This is a genomic window from Gorillibacterium sp. sgz306347, assembly GCF_059735245.1.
On the sequence record NZ_JCAPET010000004.1, the window covers coordinates 1 to 18,569 of the forward strand.

General features: G+C 59.0%; 13 protein-coding genes. 4 read left to right on the forward strand and 9 right to left on the reverse strand.

The window, feature by feature from the left end; translation table 11 throughout:
• The first annotated feature begins 297 nt into the window (after window positions 1-297).
• Window positions 298-1,119, forward strand: coding sequence for a PPK2 family polyphosphate kinase (locus AC6I6H_RS03755; protein ID WP_497951488.1), 822 nt, complete (start codon window positions 298-300; stop codon window positions 1,117-1,119).
• An 838-nt stretch (window positions 1,120-1,957) separates the two neighbouring features.
• On the opposite strand, the gene AC6I6H_RS03760 is transcribed toward AC6I6H_RS03755, so the two are convergent.
• Window positions 1,958-2,935: an alpha/beta hydrolase gene (locus AC6I6H_RS03760; RefSeq protein WP_497951846.1), complete on the reverse strand. Its 978-nt coding sequence runs from the start codon at window positions 2,933-2,935 to the stop codon at window positions 1,958-1,960.
• A gap of 447 nt (window positions 2,936-3,382) precedes the next feature.
• Here AC6I6H_RS03760 and AC6I6H_RS03765 point away from each other — a divergent pair, with 447 nt between their 5' ends.
• A complete protein-coding gene (locus AC6I6H_RS03765) occupies window positions 3,383-4,117 on the forward strand; it encodes a class I SAM-dependent methyltransferase (protein WP_497951491.1) in 735 nt (244 codons plus the stop codon).
• A gap of 28 nt (window positions 4,118-4,145) precedes the next feature.
• Here the strand turns inward: AC6I6H_RS03765 and abc-f are convergent, their stop codons facing one another.
• The 5 genes from abc-f to AC6I6H_RS03790 form a co-directional block, all read right to left on the reverse strand.
• Entirely contained in the window at window positions 4,146-6,206 is a 2,061-nt protein-coding gene (gene abc-f / locus AC6I6H_RS03770; protein ID WP_497951492.1) for a ribosomal protection-like ABC-F family protein, read from the reverse strand.
• Between the two features lie 98 nt (window positions 6,207-6,304).
• Complete coding sequence (locus AC6I6H_RS03775; RefSeq protein WP_497951493.1) at window positions 6,305-6,448, reverse strand: RAxF-45 family protein; 144 nt, start codon at window positions 6,446-6,448, stop codon at window positions 6,305-6,307.
• Between the two features lie 129 nt (window positions 6,449-6,577).
• Complete coding sequence (locus AC6I6H_RS03780; protein WP_497951494.1) at window positions 6,578-7,876, reverse strand: ABC transporter substrate-binding protein; 1,299 nt, start codon at window positions 7,874-7,876, stop codon at window positions 6,578-6,580.
• A 158-nt stretch (window positions 7,877-8,034) separates the two neighbouring features.
• Window positions 8,035-8,865, reverse strand: coding sequence for a carbohydrate ABC transporter permease (locus tag AC6I6H_RS03785; RefSeq protein WP_497951850.1), 831 nt, complete (start codon window positions 8,863-8,865; stop codon window positions 8,035-8,037).
• Window positions 8,866-8,927: 62 nt separating this feature from the next.
• The gene (locus AC6I6H_RS03790) at window positions 8,928-9,785 is read right to left on the reverse strand and encodes a carbohydrate ABC transporter permease (RefSeq protein WP_497951856.1); all 858 of its coding nucleotides are present in this window, start codon (window positions 9,783-9,785) and stop codon (window positions 8,928-8,930) included.
• Between the two features lie 215 nt (window positions 9,786-10,000).
• On the opposite strand from AC6I6H_RS03790, the gene AC6I6H_RS03795 reads away from it, so the two are divergent.
• On the forward strand, window positions 10,001-11,905 hold the full coding sequence (locus tag AC6I6H_RS03795) for a cache domain-containing sensor histidine kinase (RefSeq protein WP_497951495.1): 1,905 nt from the start codon (window positions 10,001-10,003) through the stop codon (window positions 11,903-11,905).
• Entirely contained in the window at window positions 11,883-13,529 is a 1,647-nt protein-coding gene (locus AC6I6H_RS03800; RefSeq protein ID WP_497951496.1) for a response regulator transcription factor, read from the forward strand. The genes AC6I6H_RS03795 and AC6I6H_RS03800 overlap by 23 nt, the downstream gene beginning before the upstream one ends.
• Before the next feature lie 30 nt (window positions 13,530-13,559).
• Here the strand turns inward: AC6I6H_RS03800 and AC6I6H_RS03805 are convergent, their stop codons facing one another.
• From AC6I6H_RS03805 to AC6I6H_RS03815, 3 genes are all read right to left on the reverse strand, one after another.
• Window positions 13,560-15,185, reverse strand: coding sequence for an extracellular solute-binding protein (locus AC6I6H_RS03805; protein WP_497951498.1), 1,626 nt, complete (start codon window positions 15,183-15,185; stop codon window positions 13,560-13,562).
• A 103-nt stretch (window positions 15,186-15,288) separates the two neighbouring features.
• The gene (locus tag AC6I6H_RS03810) at window positions 15,289-16,692 is read right to left on the reverse strand and encodes a response regulator transcription factor (RefSeq protein ID WP_497951504.1); all 1,404 of its coding nucleotides are present in this window, start codon (window positions 16,690-16,692) and stop codon (window positions 15,289-15,291) included.
• Window positions 16,685-18,433: a sensor histidine kinase gene (locus AC6I6H_RS03815; protein ID WP_497951506.1), complete on the reverse strand. Its 1,749-nt coding sequence runs from the start codon at window positions 18,431-18,433 to the stop codon at window positions 16,685-16,687. The genes AC6I6H_RS03810 and AC6I6H_RS03815 overlap by 8 nt, the downstream gene beginning before the upstream one ends.
• Window positions 18,434-18,569: the final 136 nt, after the last annotated feature.

An 18,569-nucleotide genomic window follows, 5' to 3' on the forward strand; every position in this document is an offset into this window, starting at 1 on the left:
GAATAAGCGCTGTGGCAACCGTTAGCCACCCATGCCCCGGCGGGGCACCACAGACTATGAAGTTGCGTTTTTTTCAGGGTAGGAAATGCTTACGTTCTTCCGGCTGGAAATGCCTGGGGCCCTCGGCGGAAAATGAGCAGGTCTTCCCGAGAGAAACGTCCAGGTTCCCGTTAGGAGATGCGCAGATTCCCCGGTTGGACGGCGCACGAACAAGGCGCGGGCGTGGGAAGCAGGCTCGTCAGCAGGGGGAAAATCGGGTAAGAGTACGAATATCAATTTGAGAAAGGAGATTGCTCCATGACCAAACCATATCGTCTGCCTCCGGGAGCCGGCGTCTCGCTCTCCGCTCTCGACCCGCGGGACACGGGGCCTTTTCAAACTAAACAGCAAGTAGCTGACGAAATCAGACGCATGAAGGAACGGCTGGAGGAGGAGCAAGAGAAGCTCTACGCCGGCAAGGAGCACGGGGTGCTTTATCTTTTTCAGGGGATGGATTGCAGCGGCAAGGACGGCGTGATCAATAAGGTCTTTGGCGGGCTGAATCCGCAGGGCATTGCCGCTTACAGCTTCAAGGCGCCCACTTCTGCAGAAGCGGCGCACGACTTTTTGTGGCGGACGCACGCCGTGGTCCCGCCTAAGGGTATGATCGCGACCTTTAACCGCTCTTATTACGAAGAGGTGCTGATTACCCGCGTGCACGGCATCGTCTCGGACAAAGAGGCCAAAAAACGGTTCCGCCACATCAACCATTTCGAGGAGCTGCTGGCGGACAGCGGCGTGAAGCTGGTGAAAATTTTCATCCATATCTCCAAAGAGTTTCAGCGTGAAAAGCTGCTGGCCCGGTTGGAAAACGGCGAGAAACACTGGAAATTCGACCCGAACGACCTGGAGGAACGCCGTCACTGGGACCGCTATATGGCCTGCTACGAGGAGGCGCTGGAGCATTGTGCCAGCAAAGCTTCTCCCTGGCATGTCGTGCCAGGCGACCACCGGTGGTACCGTGATTATGCGGTGCTGCGCATCGCGCTCGACGCTCTGGAGGGGCTGGACCTTCATTACCCTCCGCCTAAGCCGGAATACACGCAGCTCCTAGAAAAGTGGCGGGACAGCGGCGAGTAAAGCGAAAAAGCGTCTGCCTGTCCCGGCCGAGACAAGCAGACGCCTAAAACTGGCGCCGCTCGAGTTGGGCTGCCGCCGCGGCACGCGCCGCTCGAGTTGGGCTGCCGCCACGGCACGCACCGCTCGAGTTGGGCTGCCGCCACGGCAGGCGCCGCTCGAGTTGGGCTGCCGCCGCGGCAGGCGCCGCTCGAGTTGGGCTGCCGCCGCGGCACGCGCCGCTCGAGTTGGGCTGCCGCCGCGGCACGCGCCGCTCGAGTTGGGCTGCCGCCGAGGAGGCGCGTCGAGTCAATGCTGTATCGGACGGAGCCGGTTATGCACGGTCGTTCCCCCGCGCCCTGTCGCATGCTCTGCTAGTTGAGGCACCAAAGCGACCAGTCGGAAATTACTCCTGCGCCGCCCATACCGTTTTGCGGCTCAATCGCGAAAAGGGAATAAACATCCTATGCGCATTTCATTTTCGGGCGATTGGAGTTTACGATCGCGGTTCCGTTGCCCCTCTGCAATCCACCTAATCCCGCATAAATGCAGGATTTTCAGAGCCAAAGAGCTCTATTTTCGAGAATGCTGCGATTGTGCAGGATTATTTATCGTTCGCCGCCCGGTTTGACACCTGGAGGCGGATAAAGCTGCATAATCGCAGCATTTCCGCTCCTTTCCCCCTTTTGGACCGCGAAAATGCTGCATATTTGCATCTTTCATCCTCTTAGCAGGCGTCGGCCGTGCACCGTTCAGTTGATGGCCTGTTGTGATAATGTCTGGTTGTGCCTTTGCCCGTTATTCCGGTACGCTGCCCGCTGCCCGAGTCCCCGCTGCAGCCGAATTTTCCCCGGCAATGCGGTCAAAGGCCGCTTCCGGCTTTGGCTTGGGCGCGCCCGATATACCGGTCCGCGAACGAGGCTACCCGGGATTCGTAAACATCACGGTCCGCAAAATAGGCGCCGCCGTGTCCGGCCCCGGGAACGAGCAGCAGCTCTTTTTCGCCGCCCGCCGCTTCGTAAAGCGGTTCCGCCATCGATGTCGGAACAAAATCGTCGGCCATACCGTGAATAAACAAAATCGGTACCTTGGCGTTCCTCACCTGGCGGAGCGCCGAGGCTTCGCGGAACGTATAACCCGCCCGAAGCTTGCAGATGAGCCCCGTGACGGGAATCAAGGGGAAGGCGGGCAGCTTGAACATCCGCTTCATTTGGTAAGCCAGGATGCCTTCCACCGAGCTGTAGGCGCAGTCGGAAACAATCGCTTTTACCTGTGACGGTAGCTTTTCCCCGCTTGTCATCAGCACCGTGCCGCCGCCCATGGAGATGCCGTGCAGCAAAATTTCGCTGTCTTCTCCCCAGCGTCCGACCGCGTCCCGGACCCAATCGATCAAATCCAGCCTGTCGTGCCAGCCGAAGCCGATGTAGTTCCCTTCACTGTCCCCATGCCCCCGGAGATCGGGCATCAGCACCCGGTACCCGAGCCGTTCCCGGTAAAAACGGGCGAACACCGCCATTTCCTTTGACCGGCCGGAATAACCGTGAACCAGAATGACCGCTTTTCCCGTCGGAACCGGAGGGTCCAGCTCATAGCCGCATAAAGCGAGGCCGTCCCGGGACCGCAAGCTTACGTTCCGGTACGGCATCCGTTCCAGCCATTCCCGTCCTTCCCGCCAGCCTCCGCTATCCGTTCCTTCTCCGCTCTGCAGATCGGGGTTGTCGTTCAGGAATTCTTTTTTCTGCCGCAAAATCGCGAAATTATAGAAGTAAATCCCCGCGCCTGCAAGCGCGAGAAGCAGGACGGCCAGGACACCGCCGCCCCACAAAAGGGCCGTTTGCACTGCGTTCAATCCGAATGCTCCTCTCTTTTCCCGGTATTAACCGTACCATACCACAGGTACCGATGCCGCCGCCAACCGCCGCGCCGTCTACCGGCATTCTCAATCGGGCGGATACGTTTTTGTTCAGCTCGTTTGGTTCACTTAGCACGCTTGGTTCACCCAAATTAAGAGGGTTCTCCCCCCTCATGACATCGGCACTCCACAAGCTTGCTCACGCACAGAGCGTACGTCGGACACAAGCCGCGCATCGGCTGTTTCACTTTCTCCGGCCGAGTTTCACCCTTATACTGGTAGAAAAAAGGAAACGGGCATTCGCAAAGCAAGCGTCGTATCCGGCGACCGCCGTCAAACCGCAAGCAGCTTTTTCTGCTTGATTCCCTCCCGGCGACAGCTTGGAGCCGCTCGGCATTTTAACAATCCGTTTTTTTCCGAAGGAGGTCTTTTCCAATGAAAGAAAACAAGTACGACGACCCGGCATTCTTTGAAAAATACAGCCAAATGCCCCGTTCCACAGGCGGTCTGGAAGCCGCCGGGGAATGGAGCGCGTTCCGCTCCCTTTTGCCCGAGCTGAAGGATAAGGCGGTGCTCGACCTCGGCTGCGGTTTCGGCTGGCACTGCCGTTATGCCCGCGAGCGGGGCGCCCGTTCCGTGCTCGGCATCGACCTGTCCGGAAACATGCTGGAGCGGGCAAAAGCCATGACGCCGGACCCCGGGATTGAATACCGGCGGCTCGCCATTGAAGACGCCGATTTCGGAGACGGCGCATTTGATGTCGTGCTCAGCTCGCTGGCCTTCCATTACGTTGAGGATTTCGGCAGGCTTGCGCAAAACATTCACCGCTTCCTTGCGCCCGGCGGCTCGCTCGTTTTCTCCGTCGAGCACCCGGTTTACACGGCGGTGCCCGCCCAGGACTGGCACTACGGAGCCGAAGGGCAAAAGCTGCATTGGCCGCTGGACCGGTATCACCGGCAGGGCAAACGTATGACGCGGTTTCTTGACAGCGACGTCGTCAAGTATCACCGGACCGTCTCCGCTTATTTGAACGCCCTGCTGGAGGCGGGCTTCCGGCTGCGGCGTCTGTCCGAGCTGGAGCCGACGGAGGCCATGCTGCGGCAAAATGCCGAATGGGAGGAGGAATTTCGCCGGCCGATGTTCCTCCTGATTGCCGCAGACAAGGCGTAGAGCCGGAATTCAGCTTGCCGTAACCGGCTTATTTTTCCGCCTGAAGGGACATCCAGCTTTCGAACAGGCCGTCCAGCGCCTGCCGCGCCTCCGCATGCTCGTTCCACAGCGAGGCCAGCTTGCCCGGGTCCAGCGCATGGGCCGGGTCCGCCAAAGCGGCGTCGAGCGCGGCTACCCGCTCCTCCGCGAGCCGGATGCGCTCCTCCAGCTTCGCCAGACTCCGCTCCTCTCCGTCGCTGCGGTTATCCGGTTTTACCCGACCCGCACTCGCTCCGTACGCGGCCGCCCCTCTCTTCGGAGCGGCAGCCGCTCCGTTCCCGGCTACATTTGCTTCGGCCGGTTCCGATCTCCGCACCGGAGCAGCCACGTACCCTTTCCCGCCGGCACCAACCACCCCTGGCCGCCGCCCAGCCCCATCGCCAAATCCCGCTTCCTCCGCATTACGCAGCTTTTCCGCCAACTCGCGGCTTTTTTCTTTGTATTCGTCAAAGTTGCCGAGATACGCGGTCACTTTGCCGGCGCGCAGCTCCCACACCTTGGAGGCCAGCTTGTTAATGAAATACCGGTCGTGCGAGATCGCCAGAATAGTGCCGGGGAAATCATCGAGCGTCTCCTCCAGCGCCTCCCGCGAGGCGATGTCCAGGTGGTTGGTCGGCTCGTCAAGCAGCAGAAAGTTCGGCTTCCGTTCCATCAGCAGGGCGAGCCGCACCCGCGTCCACTCGCCCCCGGAAAGCGAAGCCACGGATTTGAACGTGTCGGCGCCGTAAAAAAGATACCGGGCCAGCCGCCCGCGCGCTTCCCCTTCCTCCAGTTCGGCCTCGCGCCGGAAGTAGTCCAGCAGGCTCTCCTTGCGGTCCCCGGGACGCTCCTCCTGCGCCAGATAGCCGATCGCCACCTGCGCGCCCAGCTTGACCGTTCCCCCGTCCGGCTCCACTTCGCCGAGGATCAACCGGAAAAGCGTCGTTTTGCCCGAGCCGTTCGGCCCGACCAGGACAATTTTGTCCCCGTACGCCAGCTCCCCGTCGGCGCCGGCCAGCAGCTCGCGTCCGTCAAAGCCTTTGCGCACCGCCTCCAGCACAAGCGCCTTTTTGCCCGAGCGGTCCGCCTCCTTCCATTCGAAGCCGGCGGTTTTCCGCTCCAGCACGGGACGCTTCAGCTTCTCCATCCGGTCCAGCGCCCGCTGCATTGAAGCCGCCCGGCGGAAAAACTTCTCGTTCGCCCCGATCCTTCCCCATTCCTGAAGCTGACGGATCGTCTCCTTCATCTTTTTGATTTTTTTCTGCTGCTCCTGGTAATCCGCGAATTCCTTCAGAAGCCGCTCTTCCTTTTCCTTGACGTACCCCGAATAATTGGTGAGGTACTCGATCGCTTCGCCGTCCTCCAGCTCGACGGTTTTGGTCGCCACGCGGTCCAAAAACCGCCGGTCGTGGGACACGATCAGGCAGGTTCCCGCGTAAGAGGCCAAGAAGTCCTCCAGCCACTCCACTCCGTCCAGGTCAAGGTGGTTGGTCGGTTCGTCCAGAAGCAGCAGCGACGGGCGGCCAATCAGGAGCGCGGCAAGCGCCACCTTCGTTTTCTCCCCGCCCGAGAGCGGCTGAAACGCGCCGCCGAACCGCTCCTCGCTTACGCCGAGTCCCGCCGCAACCTGCCGGATGCGGGCATCCAGCCCGTAGCCGTCCTCCCGCTCGAAGGCTTCCTGCAGCGAAGCGTATTGAGCGAGAAGCCGCTCCAGCCGTCCGGCGTCCGCCAGCGCTTCGGGCTCGCTCATCTGCCGCTCCAGCTCGTTCATTCCGGTTTGAAGCTCCAAAAGCTCCCGGCAGCCGTAAGCGAGCACCTCGTAAACAGTCGTCTCCTCCCGGTCGGCCTGGATTTGCGCCAGGTGGCCGAGCTTTGTTCCTTTGGCGATGGCGACGGTTCCCCCGTCCGGCGCATCCAGCCCGGCGATCAGGCGAAGCAGCGTCGATTTGCCGCTTCCGTTAACGCCGATCAGGGCCGCCCGTTGCCCTTCATGAATTTCGAATGTGATGTTGTCCAGCACCTTTTGGGCACCGTGGTATTTTTGCACGTTTTGGCAGCTTGCGATAATCATCGGATGATCCTCCCTTGGATCTCCGGCCTTTTCCTTCGGGTACGCAAAAAAGAGCCGCGGGAATAATCCCACGGCTCTCACGATCGTTCCGTCAGAGGCTAAGGCAGGAGTTTTCTCTCGAATGGCGATGCGGTATAGGGTTTTTTGGACAGACCTCTCCCGTATTCCGCTTTGCCATGAACGATGCCAGCCATCGCGATGGGAAGCTGGCTCACCCGGTTGTTCACCGATTCGAGATTCATCTCCTGTCTCACCTCCTGGTATAAGTTGCTGTTATTTTACCCGAAACGTCCCGTCTCTTGCAAGCCCGTTTGGCAAAAAAACCGGCGCGTGCCCCGAATGGAGCGTCGCGCCGGAAAACCTGAAAGCCGTTATTTCAACTTATCCCACGTATCCTGCATCTCCTGGAACAGCGCATCCTTGTCGGAGCGGCCCGCCACGTAGCTTTGCAGCGCATCGCCGAATTTTTTGCTGGACGCCTCGCCGCCCGGGAACTTAAACCAGTTCCAGGTCAGCACTTTGCCGTCCTTGGTATAGGCCATGATGTCGTCGGCCAGCGGACCGAGCACCCCTTCGCCCGCCTGAATTGTGGTGAACGCCGGGATAAACTTGAATTCCTCGGTGATGTAACGCTTGCCCGTTTCCGAGGTGACGAGCCAGTTCAGGAATTCCTTCGCTTCTTCCTTCACTTCCGAGTTGCGGTTGATGACCCAGTTGTTCGGTACGCCGACGAACAGCTTGTCGTTAGCGGCTTCGTCGTCGCTGACCGGCATCGGGATAAAGCCGACCTGAATGTCCGGGTTCGTTTGCGAAATCTCCAGCTGCGTCCAGTTGCCCTGCTGCGTCATGGCGGCCTTGCCGGTGGCAAAGTCGGTCACCTGCGTTTTGTAATCGGTTTGCAGCGGATTTTTATTGCCGTATTTCAGCGTCAGGTCAAGCAGCTTTACCCAGTTCTCGAACTGCTCGTTGCCCGGCATTTTCTGCGAGCCGTCGTTCAGGCCGGCGATGAAGGCATTCGGGTCCTGCTGGTAAGCAAACGGAAGGTTGGCAAAGTGGTTACCGAGCACCCACCATTCGCCGTAGCCGTTCACAAAAGGCGTGATGCCCGCCGCTTCCAGCTTCTTGGCGGCTTCCTCCAGCTGGCTGATCGTTTTGGGCGTTTCCGTAATGCCCGCTTTTTCAAACAGCTCCTTGTTGTACAGGAACCCGTACCCCTCCAGGTTCAGCGGCATGCCGTACAGCTTGCCGTCTTCGCCGGTCATCGGCTCGGCCGCTCCTTTGGCCAGGTCTTTTACCCACGGCTCGCCCGAAAGATCCTCCAGATTGTCCTGCCACAGCTTCAGGTCGGAAAACCCGCCGTTGTTAAAAATATCGGGCTTGTCGCCGGAATTGAACTTGGCTTTCAGCGCCGCGCCGTAGTCCGCGCCGCCGCCGACCGTCTCCACCTTGATTTTGACGCCCGGGTGTTCTTTTTCGTATTCGGCGATCAGCTTGCCGAGCGGTTCCGCGATTTCCACCTTGAACTGGAACATCTTGATCGTCACGTCCTTGCCCGACGCCCCCGAGCCGCCCGAAGCATCGGGAGCAGCCTCTTTGGAGCCGCAACCGGCGAGCATGGTCAGCGCGAGCAAAGCGGATACGGCTACCCCGGCAATCTTTTTCGTTTTCATGCAAAAGCCTCCCTTTTTTAACTCTAAAAGTCCAGTCTTTCGTATGCGCTTTCATTGTATAATTTGGCGGTTCGCCGGAAAACCGAAGGAATTGAACAACCGGGTGCAAGATATTGACCTTCAGCTAATAACCAAGCTTGCAGGCAATATATTGACCTTCAGCCTTTGACCGAGCCCGCCGTGATGCCTTCGATGATATGCTTTTGCAGCAGCAGGAAAAAGAGGACGATCGGCAAAACCCCGAGTACCAGGCCCGCCAGCGCCAGATCCCATTGTTTTGTATATTGCCCGAAAAAGGAGTAAGTCGCAAGCGGGATGGTCCGCAGCTCCGGATTGTTCAGAACCAGCGACGGCAGCAGGAAATCGTTCCAGATCCAGAGGCTGTTGAGCAGAACAATGGTGATCGTCATCGGCTTCAGGAGCGGGAACACGATCCGCCAGAACAGGCCGTACGCGTTCGTTCCGTCCACCACCGCCGACTCCTCTACCTCCCGGGGAATCGCTTTGATAAAGCCGTGGTAGAGGAAAATGTTCAGGGACACGCCAAACCCGAAGTAGCAGACGGCGAGCCCCCAGTGGCTGTTCATCAGTCCGACGGTGTCGGCTACCTTGATCAGCGGCAGCATGATCGATTGAAACGGCACCACCATGGCGGCGACAAAGCAGACAAACAGCGCGTTGTTCAGCTTCGTCGGAGTCCGCACCATCCGGTAGGCCGCCATGGAGCTGATGACCACCAGGCCAAGGTTGCTCATGATCGTGATCAGCAGCGAGTTCACAAAGGCGGACGGAAACTGCATGATTTCCCAAACGCGGCTGTAATTGTCCAGATAGAACGACTGCGGGAGATTCGCCGTGTTGGCCAGCAGGTCGCCGATCGGCTTGAACGAGTTGGTCAGAACGAAGTAAAAGGGAACCAGGAACAGAAGCCCGAGCAAAATGGCGAAGATCTCCAAACCGGCCAGCCGGAGCGTCCGGCCTGTCTTCACCCTGCGCGAAGCCCGCGCCGCATCCGATGGACGCGCATCTGTCCGCACCGTTTGCTCACGCATCACGCCTCCACCTCCTTTTTCTTCGTAAACATGACTTGCGCCAGCGAGATCAAGGCGACAATAACGAAGAAGATCAGCGCCTTCGCCGTTCCCAACCCGAAGCGGTTGTTGCGGAACGCTTCCTGGTAAATGTTCAGCGCCACGGATTCGGTGGAGCCGAACGGTCCGCCTTTGGTGAGCGACAGGTTCAGGTCGAACATTTTGAAGGCCCAGGAAATGGTCAGGAACAGACAAACCGTGATCGAAGGCATGATCAGCGGCAGCGTAATCGAGCGCAGCATTTGCCAGCGGCTCGCCCCGTCGATCCGGGCCGCCTCCTTCAGCTCCTTCGGAACGTTGCTGAGGCCGGCGATGTAAATGACCATCAGGTAACCCGCACCCTGCCAGACGCTGACGATTACAATGCCCCAAAAGGCGGTCGGCGCGTCGCCGAGCCAGGGCAATTGAAAGAACGACCAGCCGGTCAGGCTGCCGACGGTTTCAAAGCCCTTGACGAAAATGAACTGCCAGATGAAGCCGAGCAGCAGGCCGCCGATGACGTTCGGCATGAAGAACACCGTCCGCAGCAGGTTGCGGCTTTTGAGCGCCTGCGTCAGCAGGAGCGCAAGACCAAAGCCGACGAGGTTCGTCAGCACGATCTCGGCCAGGGAAAACCGGACGGTAAACCAGAAGGAATGGCGAAAATCGGGATCGTCCGTAAAGATCGTCCGGAAGTTGTCGAAACCGACCCATTTTGGAGCGTGGGTGCCGATGCCGTCCCAATCGGTAAAGGAGTAGTAAAGCGTCATGAGGAACGGGACCGCCACAATCAAAAGAAAGAACAAAAGAGCCGGTCCGACGAAAACCCACTGATGCATCCAGGTGCGAATTAATTTCCGGTTCAAGGATACTCCCCCTTTCGGTTATGTCGTCGCTGCACAACCCGTTACCGGGTACAGGTTCAGTATATGAAAGCGCAACCATCCCGCGAAACCAACGCGTTTGACTCGTTGGGTGGAATATATTGATCTCCGGGCGAACTGTGTTAGTATGAAAGCGAATCCCCTTTATTTTGCGAAAAGGAGCCCGCTCCATGTTCCGGTCGAGCATACGCAACAAACTGATTGCGGTGCTTCTCGCCGCCATGCTGATTCCGATCGTCATCTCGATGGTGATCTCGCATTTTTTTATCCGGAACAGCATTTCCGAGGAGGCCGTTTCCACCAACACCGATCTGCTTTTTCAGGGAAAAACCAACATTGAAAACTACCTGCAGACGCTGGAAAAGGCCACCCTTGCCGTTTATTACGACCAGGACCTGTTTCTGGAGCTTGACCGTTCGGCAAACGAGGAATCGCCGTCCTCCTGGTGGGCCCTGCGCAACGAGGTCAACCGCGCCATGCAGTCGATCAGCTTTTCGGTGCTGGATACCCGGCAGGTTTATTTGTATATGGAGAACACCGGACAGAGCTTTGCGCTGCAGCGGAACAACTTTGCCATCACGCGCGATCCGTTGTCGGCGTTTCAGCCTCCGCGCTGGCCCGAGGAAATTCTTCTTATGCCGCCGCATCCGATGCATACGTACGGGCTGCGCTACAATGTACCGATTCCCGACGAGCCGGTGCTGACCTTTTACCGCACGATTTACAACGCGCTGGCCAAGAAGCGGCTCGGTGTTATCGCCCTTGACGTCAGCCCGGCGTTCATCTCTTCGCTTTGCGCCCAGCTGTATACCGCCGGCAAGGAAGAGGTGTTTCTGCTCGACAAGGACGGCATGATCGTCTACTCGCCCCGTGCGGAGGAGATCGGCACCCGGTTATCCGCCGACTGGGCAAAGAAGCTGGCGGCCCGGCCGGAGGCGAATGGAAGCTACAAGCTGAAGGACGATGCGTTCTCCGGCCTCGTCCTGTATGAGCGCCTCGGCGGCATCCCGGCCGAATGGACGCTGGTCAAGCGGATTTCCTATGACCGGCTCTTTCTGAGCGCCCGCCAGATGACCCGGATTAATACGGCGGTGTTCAGCTTTTTCCTGATCGTCGCCGTCGCGGCGACCGTCTGGATTTCGCTCCGCTTCACCAATCCGATCCGAAGGCTGGCCCATTACATGAACCGGATTCAGGAAGGCCAGTTCGACGTGGATATCGATGTGGGCGGCACCGACGAGCTGGCGATGCTGAGCCGCCGGTTCCGGACGATGATGCGGACGATCAACCACTTGATTCTGCGGGAATACCGGCTGCAAATCGCCAACAAAACGAACGAGCTGAAGGCGCTGCAAGCGCAGATCAACCCGCACTTTATGAACAATGTGCTGCAATCGATCGGGACCCTCGCCCTCCAGCACGGCGACCGGGAGGTATATTCGCTTGTCGCCTCGCTCGGCAAGATGATGCGCTACGGCATGAACACAAGCGAATCCGTCGTCACGCTGGCGGCGGAGATGGACTACACGAAAGCGTACCTGGACCTCCAGCGGCAGCGTTTTGGCGAGGAGCTGGATGTCCGCCTCGTGCTTGATCCTGCGGCGGCCGGCGTTCGGGTGCCGAAGATGACCCTGCAGCCGCTCGTGGAAAATGCGTTCAAGCACGCCTTCTCCCGGACGGGAGGGCGCAAGGAGCTGGCCGTGACCTGCCGGCTGGCGGACGGCTCGGCCTGGATCGAGGTGGCGGACAACGGACCGGGGGTTCCCCCGGCCGCACTGGACCGGCTGCGGAAGGCAACCGCCGCACCGGCCATTCCCGGCGTCATGTCCGAGGCGGAAGGGCCCGGAGCCGGAGGCGCGGGAGAGCGCAGGCCGGAAGCGGAACCGGAGGGCGGAGGCGAAGCCGGCGGATCGTCGGGAATCGGCTTGTCCAACGTCCGGTCGCGGCTGGAGCTGCTGTTTGGCGACAGCATGAGCATGGAATTGAACAACCGGATGCCGGCGGGGTTTTCAGTCACCCTGAAAATACCGGCCGGAAAGGAGGAACCGCGGCATGAAGGTGCTGATCGTGGATGACGAAAAACATGTGCGGGAAGCCGTCCGGCTTCTGGTGGACTGGACGAAATACGGGGTGGAGACCATCCTGGAGGCGCCCGACGGCAAGACCGCCGCGGCCATCATGCAAAGCGAAAGCCCGGAGCTGGTTTTTACCGATATGATCATGCCGGAAATGCACGGCACCGCGTTTTTGGAATGGCTGCAAACGAATGCGCCCGACGCGCGGACCGTGGTCATCAGCGGCCATGACGATTTTGAGTTTGTCCGAAAAACGGTGAAGTATGGGGGCTTGGATTATCTGCTGAAGCCGATCGACCCCGAGCAGCTGGAGGAGGCGGTCGCCCGGGCGGTGGAAAGCCGCCGGGCCGTGGATAAAAACCGCGAGGAGAACCGGCTCGCCATCCGCGAGATCAATGAGATCAAGCCGGTGTATTGGGACAGCATGTTTTCCGAGCTGCTGATCGAGCCGGGCTATATCCGTTCGATCCGCGAGCCGCTGAAGCGGGAGTTCGGCGTCGAACTGGACAACGCCGCCTGCCGGATTGCCGTTCTGGCGATGGATACGGCCAGCGCCCCCGTCAGACGCAAATTCGCCAGCGGTCTGGACCTGCTGGCCTTTTCCCTGGCGAACATCTGCAATGAATTCATCCGCCGGACGGGGCGCGGGTTTGCCTTCCGCAACCGGAACCGCCCGGGCGAAATCGTGCTGCTGCTCTGGCGGGAGCTTCCGGAAGCCGAAAGCCTGCTGCTGCGGATCGACAAAGGCATCCGGAACACGCTCGGCGGCTCCTGCCAATTCGGCCTCGGCTCGGAGAAGAAGGCGCCGGCCGGGCTTGCCGGATCGCTCGGCGAAGCCAGGCTTGCGCTGGACCGGCGCAACCTGCTGCTGCCCGGCGGCCCCGTGCACCGCTTCAGTCCCTCCGGCGCCGTCTCCCGCGAGCGCGTGCCCCGGCTATCCGACTGCGCGGAGCCGCTGCAGGCCGCGCTCGCGGGAGGCGGCGAAAAGCAGCTGGCCGCCGCGCTCGCGCGCTGGTTTGCCGACGTGCGCGGGCTTTCGGCGGTCACCCTGGAGCAGTTCCGCGCCTGGCAGCACGAATACGAGTTGCTGCGGTCCCGCTGGGCGCAGGAGCTTGGCGCAAGCGAGCCGGAAGACCCTGCCGCAGCGGAGGCGCAAGCCGCTGCTGCGGAAACCGCTCCGCTCGCGGAGGACGGCAGGCTGGACTTCTGCGCCTGGGAACGCGCCTGGCTCGCGGGCTTGACCGCCGTCATGCGCGGCGTCTCCCGCGGGGCCGGCAAAGAGCGGCATGTGATTGCGGACATTGAGGCCTACGTTCGCCGCCACTACCAAAGCCATCTGTCGCTGCAGGAGATCGCGGACCGGTTCTTCCTGAGCCGCGAGTATATATCCCGGAAATTCAAGCAGGAGTACGGAGAGAATCTGTCCGATTACATCAGCCGGGTGCGCATCGAGCAGGCCAAGCTGCTGCTGGACAATCCCCATCTGCGGCTGGATCAGATTTCGCAAATGGTCGGCTTTGCGGATAAAAAATATTTTAGTAAGGTGTTTAAAAAGCTTACGGGGCAAAGTCCCGGCGAATACCGCAGCAGCCTTTCCCCAACGCCGGGAGGCGGCCCGGTGTAAGCTCGGCCGCCGTACCATCCTATTCGTCCATCAGCGGGAAACAGCTTCGTTCACTTCGGCGGTAATGTCATCGCCGCCCGACCTTCTCCATTCGCTGACAAACGAATCGAAGGCGTCGACGGGAAGCTGCCCGGTGATGATCTTCAGGAAGGTTTCATTCTCCAGCCGCTCAAGCGGCCCCCAGCCGGTTTCCATCGCCGGCGTCGTTCCGGAGAAGGCGCTGAGGGACTTGTCCAGCCGCGTATTCTGCAGGGTCTTGACGCCGAAATCATAAGCAAGCGCATCCGCCCAGGCATCCGGCTGCTGCCGGAGCGCTTCCTCCTCCTGGTTGATTCGTTCGTACAGCAGGCGGGTCTCGGCCGGGAGGTCGTTGGGCTTCTTTTTGCCGGCCCGCACCTCCTCCATTTCCTTGTACCGCTTCGTCACGCCGTCCGAATAATCCAGTAGCAGGTCGATCGGATAGTAGTTGTGCAGCAAAAGATCGTTGCTTGTGGCCTGCTGCTCCAGCTTTTTGACGTCCTCCGTGTGAGGGTCTTCTTTCCGCTCCAGCCGGGTGAGCACATTGAGCAGCTTGACCGCCGCTTCCGGGTAAGGGTACCCTTTGCGGACGACGAAATAACGGTCCGAAACGGGCTCCAGATGAGCGCGAAAGGAGCCATCGTCCTGAAGCGGCACCGCGTATGCCCGCCATTCGGCATTTTCGTCCTTGGACAAGGAATCCCCAAGCGGCCAATAAGGCGCCCACCAGGGACCGAAAAAGGCGCCCGACCGGTTTTCGAGAATGTCGGTCTCCACGGTTTTGTTGAGGATAAATTCGGGATCGATCAAGCCGCGTTTGTACCAGTCCGCCAGTCTGGCAAGGGCCGCTTTATTTTCCGGCTGAATGGAGCCGTACACGGCCCGGCCCGATTCATCGCGAACCCAAAGCTTGGGAAACGCTCCGTAGCTGTTGAAGACCGCATCAAACCCGCCGATGAACGGCTTTTGCCCGTATACCAGCATTTTGTAGCCGGGCAGCCCTGTCGTGTTCTTCTTGCCGTCACCGTCGAGGTCCTGTTCGACAAACGCTTGAAGAATCCGCTCCAAATCGTCCAGCGTCCGGGGAGGGGCCAGGTTCAGCTTCTCCAGCCAGTCCCGGCGCAGCCACAGCAGGGTCGCAAAGTCCGCTTCGATGGCGACATTGGGCAGCCCGTACAGCTTTCCTTCGCGGGAAGCTTGCGCCAGGACCGCTCCATTGGTCGAATCGTAGATATCCTTCACCAGCCGGGAGGCGTACTCGCTGTAAACCGAAGACAAGTCCTGAATTAGATCGGCTTTGATCAGCGTGTTCAGCTGCTCCCGGCTGACCACCATCGCATCGGGCAGGTCGCGGCTGGCGATGGCCAGGTCGATCTTTTGCGCGTAGGCCTCCTCTCCTTCGGCCTCCCAGGGATGCACGACCCGGATATTGGTCAGCTTTTCGATATACGGGATGACCGGGTTGTTGTCCAAAACCGGAATGTAGAGCCCGATTCGGAGGGTGACCGGCTCCGGAAACCGGCCGAAGGCCGCTTCCTCCCCAGCGGAAAAGGACGGCGGCGTCTCGCTGCGCAAGCTTGGCGGCTTCACGTCGTTGCCCGTGCAAGCGGTAAACAGCATCACCGCCAAACAAGCCAATAGGAACAACCTCCTTTTCACCCGACCCCTCCTTTGCCGTATCGCACGCTGCTGCGTTTCGTTCGTTTCCCCTGCCGGCTGGCCGGAGGCCTTCTCGTTCCCGTCAGTACGGCTTTCCGCCCATCAGACGGAATTCCGTCGGGTATTTCCCGACAAGCTCCCGAAAAAGCTTGCTGAAATATTTGTCGTCTTCAAATCCCACCGCCAAGGCGATTTCGTAAACCGGCGTGTCGCTTTCCAGCAGATAGATTTTGGCCCGGTCCATCCGAATCGACCGAAGCACGACATTAAAGGGTTCGCCGGCAAAACGTGCGAAGCACTGACTGAAGTAGCTGCGGCTCATTTTCACCTTGTCGGCCACTTCCGCCTGCGTAATCTTGTGGCAGACCATTTCCTTCATGTAGACCATGGCCCCGATCAGGCACAGCATCACTTCTTTGGAAAAGCCCAGCTCCAGCATCCGTCCCTGGACATTGTTGGAGAAGCGGCGGAACCATTCCTTCTGCCCTTGCCAGGTCCGGCAGCGCAAGGCGGCCGCCCGCAGCTGTTCGGCTTCGGCGGGGCTTACCAAAACGCCTTCCCATTCCTTGCACAGGGATTCCGCGAAGGAACGCAAAGCGGCAGCGGACGGGTGCTCCGTTTCCGCTTTGCGGATCATGGCCTGCCAGTCACCAGGAAAAAGAGTCCACTTCAGATCGCCGAACAAACGGTTCCATTCCCCGGCCTCGTTCGCGCCCGCCGGGGCAAACCGGGAAAGCCGCGCGTAATCGACAACGACCGGCGGGGTTTGATCCTCCTGATAATAAAGGGCATTTTCCAGCCGGTCCCGCAGGCTCTGCTTGACCTCTTCCATCGGATGCCCTTCGATTCCGGTCACCAGGGCGATCTGCCAGCGGTCCAAAAGAGTCCGCGACATATCCCGGCCCAGCTCCTCCCGGGTCACCGGATTGACGAGCGGCACCATCTCGAGCCGGTCCAGCTGGACAAACGGATTGCAGCGCACGGCCGTCAGCTGAAACAGCTCGCTCTTGTCGGCTTCCGAAGCAAGCGGCCGAAAGACAAGACAGGACGAAGCGGCGGCGGGCTTCGCCGGGTTTCCATGGGAAACGGCGGCCATGGACGCTTCCTCCCAACGGAAACGCTCGACAATCCGCGCGATCGTATCGTCCGCGTTTTCCGTTTCCAGGAGCGTTTTCACAATGTAATCGATCGCTCCCAAACGCAGCGCTTCCTGCACATATTCAAATTCATGGTGACAGGTAAGCACCACGGACCGCACAAGCGGGAACTGCTGCCGGACCAGACGGATCAGTTCAAAGCCGGACATCCCCGGCATGGTGATGTCCACAAAGAGCAGCTCGGCCCCGGTCTGCTTCAAGAGCTCCAGAGCGGAATGGCCATCCGAGGCCTCCCCAACAATCACAATATCGAACGCGGCCCAATTCATCATGGAAATAAAGCCTTTGCGCACCAGCTTCTCGTCGTCGACAACAATGGCTCTAATCATCGAAGTGCTCCTTTCCAAGCTTGGGAATGACAATGGAAACCAGGGTTCCCTTGCCGGGCTCGCTTTCGATTTGCAGCTTCATTCGCTCCCCGTAAAACTGCTTCAGCATGCGAAACACATAAGAGAGGCCGATGCCAAGTCCGCTTTTACGGCCCGCTTCGTCGTCCGTAAAGATTTTGGCGGCCGTTTCCGGGTCCATGCCGTTGCCGTTGTCCTCCACCGTCACCAGAACCCGGTCGGGACCGGACAGCCGGATCGAGATGTCCAGCTGTCCCTTCCGGTCGCTCGCTCCGTGATAAATGGCGTTTTCCACGAGCGGCTGCAGCAGGAAGCGGGGAACGGCCACGTTCATCGTTTCCTCCTCCGCATCCACCTGGAACTCGAATTCGTAGTCGTACCGGATCCGCTGCAGCTCCATGTAATTGCGCACGGCTTCGATTTCATCCTTAATGGTTACAATAAGACTCTTCTTGCCCAGGTTATAGTGTAGCACTTTGATCAGCAGCGTCACCAGCCGGTCAATGTCCTTTTGCCCGTTCATCCGGGCCAGCCATTGCACCGTGTTCAGCGTGTTGTGAAGGAAATGGGGATTGATCTGGCTCAGCAGCTTTTCGATTTCAAAGCGCCCTTTTTCCTTTTCATTGGTTTTTACCGCTTCGATCAGCACGTTGATTTCGTCTTTCATCTTTTGAAAATTGCCGAGCAGAAAGTCAAATTCCTCGACATTGGTATATTTGACCGGTTGGGTCCGATTATCCACCATGCGGACAATTTCCGCATTGACGTTTCGCAGGGGACGGTAGAACTGCTTCCAGATCATCCAGGCCAAAACAATGGCAAACACAAGTGTCGCCGCGATCATCACAATCATCGTTTTGATCCAGTCATACATTTCGCTGTTAAAAGTCGACCCGCTCACCGAAGTGATCAGCTGCCAGCCCTGCTGGCTTTTGTAGCGGAAAAGGTGGTGCCCGCCCGTCTTCCGGTAATCGTCTTCTTCCTCCGCCGCGGCATTCTTTACCGCCTCCGGCAGCTCGGCGTCATCCGTGTACACAATTTCGTTATGGTCATTGACCAGAACATGGGCGACCTTCATCCCGTAGGATTCATCGTTCAGAATATTTTCAAACAGACTGTAGTCGGTTTCCAGGTAAACAAAGACGGGATATTCGTTCTTCACGCGCATGTACCGCATTTCCGATAATACCAGCTTGCTGCGGGAGCTGTATTGGGTCGGATGGGGGCCGTAATAAGCGGCGCCGTTGTATTGGATGAACGGAGGAAGCCGGTCGCGGTTAAAATCATCCTTGATGCTAAGGTTCGTAAACAGCACCGGCTCGGGAGCGTCCGGCTGGACATAAGCGGTCAGCCCCAGATAAGGGTTCGTGAAATTGACCAGATTGATTTTCTCCTGGATGGACTTCAGAATTTGCGCTTTCTGGAGGACTTCCCCTTCTTGCAGATAGCCGGACACTTCGTTTACAAACTGGCCGTCCAGGGCAAACTGCTTGGAAGCGAAATCGAGATTTTTGATAGCGTTTTCAAGATTTGCCGCCTCCAGCTTCAAACTGGCGTTTATCCCGCTGCTCACTTTAGTGGACAAGACGGAATACACGGAGGCATAAGCAAGAATACCTACCAGCAGGAGCGGCAAAAGGGAATCGATCACCAAATAGAAGGCGAGCGTCCGGCGGAGCGATTTCGCCGGCCGGCTGCCTCGCTCAAATGAATGTCCAGCCAACGGAAACACCATCTTCCTGCCTATTATCTTTATATAGTTAATTTATCATTTGATAGGATGAGGTTCAAGAAAAAGAAAGAATGCGGCGAGGGGGCCGCATTCTTTCTTGTTTACCATTAGCTTTGTTGGAACGTTG

Coding starts and splice junctions, on each gene's coding strand:
- AC6I6H_RS03795 (WP_497951495.1), top strand. CDS start 10,001: ATGTTCCGGTCGAGCATACGCAACAAACTGATTGCGGTGCTTCTCGCC.
- AC6I6H_RS03790 (WP_497951856.1), bottom strand. CDS start 9,785: ATGCATCAGTGGGTTTTCGTCGGACCGGCTCTTTTGTTCTTTCTTTTG.
- AC6I6H_RS03800 (WP_497951496.1), top strand. CDS start 11,883: ATGAAGGTGCTGATCGTGGATGACGAAAAACATGTGCGGGAAGCCGTC.
- AC6I6H_RS03810 (WP_497951504.1), bottom strand. CDS start 16,692: ATGATTAGAGCCATTGTTGTCGACGACGAGAAGCTGGTGCGCAAAGGC.
- AC6I6H_RS03755 (WP_497951488.1), top strand. CDS start 298: ATGACCAAACCATATCGTCTGCCTCCGGGAGCCGGCGTCTCGCTCTCC.
- abc-f (WP_497951492.1), bottom strand. CDS start 6,206: ATGATTATCGCAAGCTGCCAAAACGTGCAAAAATACCACGGTGCCCAA.
- AC6I6H_RS03765 (WP_497951491.1), top strand. CDS start 3,383: ATGAAAGAAAACAAGTACGACGACCCGGCATTCTTTGAAAAATACAGC.
- AC6I6H_RS03775 (WP_497951493.1), bottom strand. CDS start 6,448: ATGAATCTCGAATCGGTGAACAACCGGGTGAGCCAGCTTCCCATCGCG.
- AC6I6H_RS03780 (WP_497951494.1), bottom strand. CDS start 7,876: ATGAAAACGAAAAAGATTGCCGGGGTAGCCGTATCCGCTTTGCTCGCG.